Genomic DNA, 11,703 nt, shown 5'->3' with positions numbered 1-11,703 from the left:
CAGGCGTAGAGAACCTCGATCATCTCAAACCAGCACGGGCACCTGTCGCCGTATCAGCCCACCGCTCGCCGGACTACCTGCGGATTCGGGTCAGAGCAGCGACGCGGGAAATGATCTCTCAGATCGGGGGAAGTGAGGCGGTTGCATCCGCCGATTTCCGCAGGTTGTCGGATTCTGTCGGTTGGCCACCGCGCAGCGACTTTCCCCGCATGACGAAGCCGCCCCGAACCTCCCCGGTTCGGGGGCGGCTTCGCCCACTACTGCCGGGGCAGCGCCGAAGACCGTACAGTCGGTCCCCAACTGGAAACGGCACCCGGGGCACATCCCCGGAAACGTCCGGGACGGCGGCTGGCAACAGGCCAGCATCGACGACTGATCGCCCGCCCCGAGCACGGCCGCTCCCCAGGTCTGCTCGTCGGCGAAGGGTGGCGCCGGCGGTGATGTGGTGTCCGCCGGGTCGGACGAGGAGATCCCGGGGTGGGCGTGGTGGCGCGGCCGTCGCGGGCGAGGGTGGGGATGCCGCTCGCGACGGGCTCGCCGCGCCGATCTCCGGCTCGACCGAGAATTCCCTGCCAGTGCCGGCAACCTTTCCGCGGCTAGCGGCAACTGACGGGTAACAAGGGCCGGGACCACGGCCCACCGCGTCAGAAGGACAAGCTGTTGCCACGTCAGAAACGTTCTCATCGCCGCCGTCCGGCAACCCGCCGCGTGATCGCCGCCGCCGTGGTGCTCGCCGCCGTGGGAGCTGCCGTACCGCTGGTCGCCCAGGCCGCACTCACGCCGAAGGCCCGCACGCCGACCCTGGCCGGTGCAGCGGCCGGAAGCGGCCGCTACTTCGGCACGGCGGTGTCCGCGGGCAGGCTCGGCGACTCGACGTACGCGGGCATTCTCGACCGGGAATTCAACATGATCACCCCGGAGAACGAGATGAAGTGGGACACCACCGAACCCTCCCGCGGGTCGTTCAACTTCGCCCCAGCCGACTCGATCGTCAGCCACGCCTCCGCGCACGGCCAGCGGATGCGCGGTCACACCCTGGTCTGGCACTCCCAACTGCCCAATTGGGTCAGCTCCATCACCGATGCCAGCACCCTGCGCAGTGTGATGGACAACCACATCACCACCGAGATGACCCACTACAAGGGCAAGATCTACGCCTGGGACGTGGTCAACGAGGCGTTCGCCGACGACGGCAGCGGCCAGCACCGCAGCTCCGTGTTCCAGGACGTGCTGGGCAACGGCTTCATCGAGGAGGCCTTCCGCACCGCCCGGAACGCCGACCCCTCGGCCAAGCTCTGCTACAACGACTACAACATCGAGAACTGGTCCGACGCCAAGACCCAGGGCGTCTACAGCATGGTCAAGGACTTCAAGTCCCGCGGCGTGCCCATCGACTGCGTCGGCTTCCAGAGCCACTTCGGCGCCGGCGGGCCGCCGGCCAGCTTCCAGACCACCCTGTCCAACTTCGCCGCGCTCGGCGTGGACGTCCAGATCACCGAGCTCGACATCGCCCAGGCGTCCGCCACCGCGTACACCAACGCCGTCCAGGCCTGCCTCAACGTCGCCCGCTGCACGGGCATCACGGTGTGGGGCATCCGCGACAGCGACTCCTGGCGCACCGGCGAGAACCCGCTGCTGTTCGACGGCAGCGGCAACAAGAAGCCCGCCTACAGCGCGGTGCTCGCCGCCTTGGGCGGCGCCAGCGGCGGCACGCCGGGCGGCGGCATCGCCTCCGGCGCCGTCTACACGCTCTCCGACGTGGCCGCCGGACGTGTTCTCGACGAGTACGCGGGACAGAACGGCAACGGCACCCCCACGCAGGTGTGGGACGCCAGCGGCGCCACCAACCAGCAGTGGCGGGCCAACCGGAACAGCGACGGCTCCTACACCCTGACCAACGTCGCCAGCGGCCGGGTCCTGGACGAGCCGGGCAACCAGACGGGCAACGGCACCAGGATGCAGGTCTGGGACTCCGACGGCGGCGCCAACCAGCACTGGAAGGCCGCCCGGAACAGCGACGGCTCCTACACCCTGATCAACGTCGCCAGCGGCCGGGCGCTGGCGATTCCGGGCGGTCAGACCGCCAACGGCACTCCCGTCCAGATCTGGGACTCCAACGGCGGCGCCAACCAGCACTGGACCTTCAGGGCGTCCGGGTCGGCGACACCGACGCCGACGGGCGGTACGTGTGCTCTTCCGTCGACGTACCGGTGGACGTCGACGGGTGCGTTGGCGCAGCCATCGAACGGGTGGGCCGCGGTGAAGGACTTCACCGACGTGCTGTACAACGGCAAGCACCTGGTCTACGCCTCCACCGTGTCGGGATCGTCGTACGGCTCGATGATGTTCAGTCCCTTCACGAACTGGTCGGAGATGGCGTCGGCCGGCCAGGTCGGGATGAGCCAGTCCGCGGTGGCGCCCACGCTGTTCTACTTCGCGCCCAAGAACATCTGGGTGCTGGCCTACCAATGGGGTCAGTGGCCGTTCATCTACCGCACGTCGAGCGACCCCACCAACCCCAACGGCTGGTCCGCGCCGCAGCCGCTGTTCACCGGCAGCATCCCCAACTCCGGCACCGGCCCGATCGACCAGACCCTGATCGCCGACGACCAGAACATGTACCTGTTCTTCGCCGGCGACAACGGCAACATCTACCGGGCGAGCATGCCGATCGGGAACTTCCCGGGCAACTTCGGCTCCTCGTACACGACGGTCATGAGCGACTCGGCGAAAAACCTGTTCGAGGCGCCACAGGTCTACAAGGTCCAGGGCCAGAACCAGTACCTCATGATCGTCGAGGCCCGGGGGGCGAACGAGCAGCGCTACTTCCGCTCGTTCACCGCCACAAGCCTGAGCGGCTCGTGGACCCCGCAGGCCGCCGGCGAGAGCAACCCCTTCGCGGGCAAGGCCAACAGCGGCGCCACCTGGACCAACGACATCAGCCACGGCGACCTGGTCCGCGACAACCCCGACCAGACCATGACCATCGACCCCTGCAACCTGCAGTTCCTCTACCAGGGCAAGTCCCCCACCGCGAGCGGCCCCTACGACCAACTGCCGTGGCAGCCGGGCGTTCTCACCCTGCAGCGCTGACCCGCCCGCCTGATCAACGGTGATCGCGATCGATGGACCCCAGCCGTGCGTCGGCTGGGGTCCCCCAATGTCAGTGACGGCAGCGTGGCGAACGGCCCGGCCACCCAGCCGCTTTCGGAGGCCAAGGTGACGGTTTCCGGGAACTCGATCGCTCGGAGCCGACCGCAGGAAGGTGTTCCCGCGGCCCTGACGCGTCATCTCGTGTGCCTCGTGTGCAGAGGGGCGGCTGACACGTACTCGGTCAGCGCGCGCCGAGCAGGTGCTCCAGGGCCAGCTGGTCGAGCTGCTCGAAAGCCATGCCGCGGGCCGCGGCCGCGTCGACGTCGAACTCCTCGAAGGCGCTGCGGTCGGCCAGCAGGCCGGCCAGGCCGTCCTCGGCGGTGCGGGTGGCGAGTTCGGGCAGGCGGGACGCGGCCAGCGCGGCCCGCACCTCAGGGTCGGCCCGGAAGGCGCGGGAACGCTCGGCGAGCAGCAGGTAGTTGCGCATGCAGGCGGCGGCCGAGGCCCAGACGCCGTCGAAGTCCTCGGTGCGCGGGGGCTTGAAGTCGAAGTGCTTCGGGCCCTCGTAGCCGGCGGATTCCAGCAGATCGACCAGCCAGAAGGCCTGGCGCAGGTCGCCGGCACCGAACCGGAAGTCCTGGTCGTACTTGATGCCGGACTGGCCGTTGAGGTCGATGTGGAAGAGCTTGCCGTGCCACAGCGCTTGGGCGATGCCATGCGGGAAGTTCAGGCCGGCCATCTGCTCGTGGCCGACCTCCGGGTTGAGGCCGACCCGCTCGGGGTGCTCCAGCTCGTTGATGAAGGCGAGCGCGTGGCCGACGGTGGGCAGCAGGATGTCGCCGCGCGGCTCGTTGGGCTTGGGCTCGATGGCGAAGCGCAGGTCGTAGCCCTGCTGCTCGACGTACTCGCCGAGCAGGTCGAAGGCCTCCTTGAGCCGGTCGAGCGCGGTGCGCACGTCCTTGGCCGCGCCGGACTCCGAGCCGTCGCGCCCGCCCCAGGCGACGTAGACCGAGGCGCCGAGTTCGGCGGCCAGGTCGATGTTGCGGATGGTCTTGCGCAGCGCGTAGCGACGCACGTCGCGGTCGTTGGCCGTGAACGCGCCGTCCTTGAAGACGGGGTGGGTGAACAGGTTGGTGGTGGCCATCGGCACGCGCAGGCCGGCCGAGTCCAGGGCGGCGCGGAACCGCTTGACGGTCTGCTCGCGCTCAGCCTCCGAGGAGGCGAACGGGATCAGGTCGTCGTCGTGGAAGGTGACGCCGTGCGCGCCGAGACCGGCGAGCCGCTGCACGGTCTCGACCGGGTCGAGGGCAGGCCGGGTGGCGTCGCCGAACGGGTCCCGGCCCTGCCAGCCGACGGTCCACAGGCCGAAGGTGAACTTGTGGGCCGGGGTCGGGACGAGGGGGTCGCTGGTCACTGCTGGCTCCGATCGCTGCCCGGGAAAGTTCCGCCCGGAAACATGTTTGTCAGGGCGAAAAACAAATTAGTATGCCGAGGCGTCGGAAGGAAGCCCCCAGATGGAGGAACGCATGGCAGCGCTGCGAGTTGTGCTCGGCGTCGACAGCTCCACCCAGGCCACCAAGGCCCTCGCCGTCGATGTCGCCACCGGGACCGTGCTCGGCCGGGGGCGCGCCGCGCACACGGTCAGCCAAGGCGCCGCACGCGAGAGCGACCCCGAACAGTGGTGGCAGGCGTTGGGCGAGGCGGTGGCCGGGACCGGCTGGGCGGACCACGCGGTCGCCGTGTCGGTGGCCGGCCAGCAGCACGGGCTGGTCACCCTCGACGCGGCCGGCCGCCCGGTCCGGCCGGCCCTGCTCTGGAACGACGTCCGGTCCGCGCCCCAGGCCGCGTGGCTGCGGGACGGGTTCGGGCGGGAGGAGATCGCCCGCCGCACCGGCAGCGTCCCGACCGCCGCCTTCACGGCCGCCAAGTGGGCCTGGCTGCGCGCTGACGAACCCGCCGCCGCCGACCGGGTCGCCGCCGTCCGGCTGCCCCACGACTTCCTGACGGAGCGCCTGACCGGCGAGCCGGCCACGGACCGCGGCGACGCCTCGGGTACCGGCTGGTGGGGCCCGGACGGCTACGACCGGGAGGTGCTCGACCGGATCGCCCTGGACCCCGCCCTGCTGCCGCCGATCCTCGCGCCGGGCACGGCGGTCGGCTTCGTCCGCCCCGGCCTGCCGCTGCGCCAGGGGGCGCTGGTCGCCACCGGGACCGGTGACAACATGGCCGCCGCGCTCGGGCTCGGCCTGACACACGGGCAGCCGGTGCTCAGCCTCGGTACCTCCGGCACCGTCTACGCCGTCGGCCGCAAGCGCCCCACGGATCCGACCGGGACCGTGGCCGGCTTCGCCGACGCGCTCGGCGACTGGCTGCCGCTGGCCTGCACGCTCAACTGCACCTTGGCCGTCGACCGCTTCGCCACCCTGCTCGGACGAGGCCGCGAGGAGGTCGAGGGCGGTGGCACGGCGGTGGTGCTGCCCTACCTCGACGGCGAACGCACCCCGGACCTGCCGGGCGCCTCCGGCCTGGTGCACGGCCTGCGCCACGACACCACCCCGGGCCAGGTACTCCAGGCGGCCTACGACGGCGCCGCCCACGCCCTGCTCACCGCCCTGGACGACGTGCTGCGCGCGGCGGGCGAGAGCCCCGACCAGGACGTGCCGCTGCTGCTGATCGGCGGCGGCGCCCGCGGGCGGGCCTGGCAGCGGACCGTGCTGCGCCTGAGCGGTCGCGCGGTCCGGGTGCCGGCCGCCGAGGAGCTGGTCGCGCTCGGCGCCGCGGCGCAGGCGGCCGCGCTGGTGACCGGTGAGGCGGCCGATGCGGTGGCGCGGCGCTGGCGGACGGCCGACGGCCCGCTGCTGGAGCCGGTGGCACGGGACGGCGAGGCGCTTGAGAGGATCACGGATACCCTGCGTCGGGCGGGAGCGCTGCAGGGCGCCCCGGCGCGGGAGCAGTAGGAGGGAAGGCGCGAGGTGGCGGTCGGCGCAGTGGGCAGGAACCCGGAGGGCGGGCCGGCCTCGCAGCAGGACATGCGCCGGCAGAACCTCGCGGTGGTCCTCGGCACGATCGCCGGGCAGGGTCCGCTCCCCCGGCTCTCCCGGGCGGACGTCGCCGGCCTTACCGGGCTGACCAGGGCTGCCGTCTCCTCCCTGGTCGACGAGCTGATCGGCCGGGGCGCGCTGACCGAGACGGAGACCGCGCCGAACGGCCGGGTCGGCCGACCCGGCCGGGCGCTGGCCCTGAGCGACTGTGGACCCGCGGGTCTGGGACTGGAGATCGGCGTCGCGCACCTCGGCGCCTGCGTCGTCGACCTGCGGGGCGAGCCCCGGGTGTGGCGGCGGGTGGAGCGGGCCAACGCCGGCCGGTCGGCCGGCGAGGTGCTGGCGGAGGTCGCCGCACTGGGCGCCGGGGCGCAGGCGGAGGCGGCCGGGCTCGGTCTGCGCGTCGAGGGCCGGGTCCTGGCCGTGCCGGGTGTGGTGCCGGACGCGGGGCAGGGCCTGGTCGAGCACGCCCCCAACCTCGGCTGGCACGCTGTCCGCCCTGCCGACCACTGGCCCGACCCGGACACCGTGCCCGTACCGGAGAACGAGGCCAACCTCGGCGCGCTGGCCGAGTACTGGCAGGCCGACCACGGCGCCGAGACCTTCGTGCACGTCTCCGCCGAGGCCGGCATCGGCGCCGCCCTCGTCGTGGACGGGCAGCTGTTCCGGGGCGCCCGCGGCTTCGCCGGTGAGCTCGGCCACCTCCCCGTCCACCCGGACGGCGTGCCGTGCCCCTGCGGCTCGCGCGGGTGCCTGGAGCAGTACGCGGGCGGGGCGGCCGTGCTGCGCGAGGCCGGGCTCGCCGGGACCGGTGACCCGGTGGCCCTGCTGGCCGAGCGGGCGGGCGCCGGGGACCGGGCGACCCTGCGGGCCCTGGAGCGGGCGGGGCACGCCATGGGCCTCGCGCTCGCCTCGGCGGTGAACCTGATCGACCCGGACGGCCTCGTGCTGGGCGGTGCCTACGCGGAGCTCGCCGACTGGCTGCTGCCGGCGGTGCGGGCGGAACTGGCCGCCCGGGTCACGGTCCGGCCCTGGCTGCCCGAAGCCCTGCGCCCCTCGGTGCTGGGGAGGCGCGGCGCACTGCTGGGTGCGGCTCTGCTGACGGCCCGCCAGATCATCGCGGACCCCACCCGCCTGCCCCTGGCCTGACCGGTTCGCCGGGCTGCGGGCCGGGTCTGGCCGGGCCGGTGGCGGCTCGGTCGGCCGTCGCTCGACCGGCTCGTCTGCTGCGGTCCCCGGCCTGCCGGCCCGGCTCCCGACCTGCCGGCCCGCGAGCCCGCCGGGCGGGGCTGACGTGCCACCGGGCCACCGGACGTGGAGACCGCCAAGGCACGGGCGGCGGTGCACGTCGGCGGCGTGGTGGAGTGGCTGCGCAAGGCGCTGTGATCACGGCCGGGAGGACGGCCGCGACGGCGACGGCCGCGAGGGCGCGCATGGCCGACGGCGCGAGCCGTCGGCCACAGCTGCGTTCGGCCCGGTTCCCGGGGGCGCTCCGGCAGCAGCTGGGTGTGCGCGGCCTGATCCGCTCCGGCGCCGAAAAGGATCCTGACCGGGCGGCAACCTTTCCGAGCCGGGCGGCCACTGAGGGATGAAGGGCGGGGGTGAGCCGCAGTCAGCCGCCCCGCTTGCCGCATCCACGCACTCCGATCGGGAGCCACCCGTGTCACCTGACGAACCGACACCCGCCGCGCCGTCCGAGCTGCAGCCCCGGGGCCGCACGCACCGCCGCAGCCCCACCCGCCGCCGCATCGTGGCGGGGGCGGTGGCTGCCCTCCTGGCCGGGGCCGGCGCGGGCACCCTGGTGCTCGGCGCGAGCGCCGCGCCGACGGTCGCGGTCACCGTCGACGCCGGCACCGCGCTGGGCACGGTGCCCAGCACCGGGGTCGGCCTCAACACGGCCGTATACGACACCTACCTGAACGACCCCTCGGCGGCGTCGCTGATGAAGGCCGCCGGAGTCCGGCAGCTGCGCTTCCCCGGCGGCTCGGTCGCGGACGCCTACCACTGGAAGACCCACACCGTCACCGGCGGCAGCTGGGCCGCGCCCGGTACCGACTTCGACCACTTCATGGCCACCGCGAAGGCGGTCGGCGCCCAGCCGATCATCACCGCCAACTACGGGTCCGGCACGCCCCAGGAGGCCGCCGACTGGGTCAGGTACGCCAACGTCGACAAGGGCTACGGCGTGAAGTACTGGGAGATCGGCAACGAGATTCCCGGCAACGGGCACTACGGCAGCAAGTGGGAGGTGGACACCCACGCCGACACGAGCCCGACGGCGTACGCCACCAACCTGCTCGCCTACGCGAAGGCGATGAAGGCCGTGGACCCGACGGTGAAGATCGGGGCGGTGCTCACCACTCCGGGTTCCTGGCCGGACGGGGTGACGGGTCCCGGCGACAACGCCGACTGGAACCGCACGGTGCTCTCCATCGCGGGCAAGTCGATCGACTTCGTGATCATCCACTGGTACCCGAGCGGTGCCGGTACGGCCGACATCCTGAAGACCCCCGCCCAGATCGCCGGCACCACCTCCGCGGTGCGCTCGCTGCTCGACACCTACGCGGGCCCGCATGCCGCCTCGGTGGAGATCGCGGTCACGGAGACCTCCAGCGCCATGTCACCGGCTCAGACCAGCCAGGCCGCGGCCCTGTTCGCGCCGGACACCTACATGAGCTGGCTCGAGCAGGGGGCCGTCAGCGTCGACTGGTGGGACCTGCACAACGGGCCGGGCAAACCCACCACTGTCAACGGTCAGACCGACTACCAGGACGGGGGCGTGCTCTCCGTCGGAGCCTGCTCCGGCGGGACCTGCGAGCCGGCCCGCGAAACGCCCTTCCCCACCTACTGGGGCATCCGCTCGCTGACCGCGCTGGCCCAGCCCGGCGACACCATGGTCAGGTCCTCCTCGGCGAACCCGTCGGTGGCCGTGCACGCGGTGCGCACCACCGACGGCGGCCTGAACGTGATGCTGATCAACAAGGACCCGCAGAGCGCGGCCCAGGTGTCGCTCTCCTACACCGGGTACACCCCGGCCCCGGGCACGGCCACCACCGTCTCCTACACCAAGGGCGCCACCGCCCTGACCACGGCGGCGCGGGGTACGGCGGCCGGTCAGACGCTGCCGCCGTACTCGATCACCACCCTCCAGCTGAAGCCCGCCTCGACGGCCGTCGCGGCCACCCGCCCCACGCCCGCCGCCCCGCCGACCGCGGCGGTTCCCGTCCCGACCGCCGCCGCGCCGGTCCCCTCCGCCTTCAGTACGGTGGGAAGCCGCGCTCAGGCCGCGGCCGGCGCGGTCATCGGCCAGGCCGCCCAGGGCAGCGTGGGCGCCGCGCCGACCGCCCGGCCGACCGAGAGCAGCACGGCGGGCAGCCTCGCCTTCACCGGCACGAGCGGCGCGGTCCGCTACAGCGCCTTCGGCGGCCTGATCGCCGTCGCCGCCGGCAGCGTGCTGGTGCTACGTGGACGTCGCCGCAGGGGTGCGCACGGCAAGTGACCCTCCATCAGACCGGCGGTCCGGCAGCACCCCACCCGACGGTGGGGCGCGCCGGGCCGTCGGACGCGTCGGTACCGGTGTGGGAGCCGGCTCCACCCGCAGGGTGCTCGGCCGGGTGCCGTGGGCCAGGTCGAGCACCATCCGGGTTGCGGAATCGGCCTGATGGGGCGACAGAACCCGGTGAGCGCGGGTGGACCAGCCGCAGCGGGGAGCGCGGCGCTCGGTGCGCGGCCCGCTCGAGGCGGGAGGGTGCCGGGCGCCGCGCCGGGCCGCAGCCGGTCGTCAGGGGTGGCTCCTGGCACCGCGACGGTCCGCCGCTTGCGGAGTTGAAGCCCCGGAAACTGCCCGTCGCAGCGGAACGGGCTCGGTGCACGGCCCGGCGGAGGAGCCGCCCGGTCCGGCCGAGTAGGGATGTGCGGTTGGCCGACATCTCGGCCAACCGCACATCGTGTGGGTCTGGTGTCGTCGCGCAGCGTGCGCCTACGCGGTCATCCGAGGTTCCACTGCTGGTTGCTGGCGCCGTTGCAGGTCCAGATTTCGACCGGGGTGCCGGCGGTGGTGGACCCTCCGGTCACGCCCAGGCAGAGCCCTGACTGCACCCCGGTGACGGTGCCGTCGGAGTTGAACCGCCACTGCTGGTTGCTCGCGCCGTCGCAGGGCCAGATGATCACCTTGGTGCCGGGGCTGGTGCCCTGGCCGTTGGCGTCCAGGCAGTCCGTCGTGCCGTTGTTGGTGACGGTCAGCTGGTTCGAGGAGGTGTGGGTCCAGGTCTGGTTCGCCTGACCGTTGCAGCCCCAGATCTGCATCTGGGTGCCACCGGTCGTGCCGGCGGACGGGTCGTCCAGGCACTGGCCCGCGCCATCCGCGTGCACGGCCCCGGTGGCGCTGCCACCGCCACTGCCGGGAGCGTATCCGGCGGCGTTGATGTTGGCCTGCACGGCGTTCTCGGTGGCGTCGGAGGGATAGCCCGCCGTCATCGCGCCCTCGTAGAAGGTGCCGGCGCCGCCGTCGCTGTTGTCGCCACCGATGCCCAGGAGGATCGCGCCCTCCTTGTGCATCGGGTTGTAGCCCGCAGGACGCGGTCCGCTGAAGACGGTGGACAGGCTCCCCGACTGGGCGTCGCCGCCGCGTATCGCCCACTGGTTCGACTCGCCCTTGACCATCGCGGTGGTGAACCGGTGGCTGATCGTCGGGTCGCCGGGATTCTGGCTGTTCACGTTGGAGCCGGAGAACAGGCCGTTCTCCAGGTCGGCCATGATCCACGGCCCGTTGCCGGCGCCGGTGTCCCAGTACCTGGCGTTGCCGAAGTAGATCGCCTCCATGGTGCCGTTGCCGTCATCGTGGTTGCCGGTCTCGGCGTTGCCGTAGTCGAAGCAGCACCCGTTGTTGTAGTGCGTGCCGTCCACGATGTCGTACTCGCCCTCGGGGCTGTCTCCGGTGGCGACGCCGTTGGTGCTGTCGTCGCGGTACCCGATGCCGGTCGAGGTGAACACGCCGTACGCCTTCTGCCCGCCGATGGTGACCGGCGCCGCGGTGGCGTCGGCGGGGCTGTCGGGGGTCGGCACTTCCCCGCCGGCGGGCGCCGGAGTCAGGTTGTTGCCCCGCCCGGACTGGTCGTAGATCACCGTGATCACACAGCTCGTGCCGGCGCAGAACGAGTCCTGCGCTGCGGCGTTGGCGACCCCGCCCGTGGTGAGCAGACCGATGTTCGTGATCGCCCCGTCCGAGGAACGCCGCACCTGGTACAGCGGACCGTTGTACGACCCGTACAGCGCGCGCGTCGTGGAGTGCGCCGCCACACAGGGCGTGCCGCCGGCCCGGTAGATGTCACACGGACCCTGCGACGCGGCGTGCGCCGCACCGGTCGAGGCGGTGGTGCCGACGAACGCGCCGAGGATGACCACCATCCCGGCGCTGAGTCTGCCGAGTTTCCGTCGGCCGCCGGATGCGCTTGCCCTCATGCCGTCTCCCTGTTCTAGTGCTGCTCCGCGTTAATTCGTGGAGGGGTGTTGATCAGGCTGCCTCCTTGAGTGGGGTGCCGTCGTAGGTCCAGCGGAAGGGCTTGGCGGT

The 11,703-nt window shown here is 72.5% G+C and carries 6 protein-coding genes; 4 read left to right on the top strand and 2 right to left on the bottom strand.

What is annotated here, in order from left to right; genetic code table 11:
• The first annotated feature begins 708 nt into the window (after positions 1-708).
• Positions 709-3,093: a non-reducing end alpha-L-arabinofuranosidase family hydrolase gene (locus ACZ38L_RS36450; RefSeq protein WP_465701822.1), complete on the top strand. Its 2,385-nt coding sequence runs from the start codon at positions 709-711 to the stop codon at positions 3,091-3,093.
• A 241-nt stretch (positions 3,094-3,334) separates the two neighbouring features.
• Here the strand turns inward: ACZ38L_RS36450 and xylA are convergent, their stop codons facing one another.
• Positions 3,335-4,507: a xylose isomerase gene (gene xylA / locus ACZ38L_RS36445; protein ID WP_465701819.1), complete on the bottom strand. Its 1,173-nt coding sequence runs from the start codon at positions 4,505-4,507 to the stop codon at positions 3,335-3,337.
• Positions 4,508-4,607: 100 nt separating this feature from the next.
• Here xylA and xylB point away from each other — a divergent pair, with 100 nt between their 5' ends.
• The 3 genes from xylB to ACZ38L_RS36430 all read left to right on the top strand — a co-directional run bounded on the left by xylB (position 4,608) and on the right by ACZ38L_RS36430 (position 9,633).
• Positions 4,608-6,050, top strand: a complete 1,443-nt coding sequence (gene xylB / locus ACZ38L_RS36440) for a xylulokinase (RefSeq protein ID WP_465701817.1) — start codon at positions 4,608-4,610, stop codon at positions 6,048-6,050.
• Between the two features lie 72 nt (positions 6,051-6,122).
• Positions 6,123-7,283 (top strand): ROK family protein, encoded by a 1,161-nt coding sequence (locus ACZ38L_RS36435; RefSeq protein ID WP_465701824.1) that lies wholly within the window; start codon positions 6,123-6,125, stop codon positions 7,281-7,283.
• 511 nt (positions 7,284-7,794) lie between these two features.
• Positions 7,795-9,633 carry an LPXTG cell wall anchor domain-containing protein gene (locus tag ACZ38L_RS36430; protein ID WP_465701815.1) on the top strand — a complete coding sequence of 613 codons (1,839 nt, stop codon included), beginning with the start codon at positions 7,795-7,797 and terminating at the stop codon, positions 9,631-9,633.
• 488 nt (positions 9,634-10,121) lie between these two features.
• Here the strand turns inward: ACZ38L_RS36430 and ACZ38L_RS36425 are convergent, their stop codons facing one another.
• A complete protein-coding gene (locus tag ACZ38L_RS36425; RefSeq protein ID WP_465701813.1) occupies positions 10,122-11,594 on the bottom strand; it encodes an arabinofuranosidase catalytic domain-containing protein in 1,473 nt (490 codons plus the stop codon).
• Positions 11,595-11,703: the final 109 nt, after the last annotated feature.

This window comes from Kitasatospora sp. NPDC024654, assembly GCF_055559155.1.
Note: the sequence above shows the minus strand (reverse complement) of the source record. Positions and strands in the feature narration are given on the sequence as shown.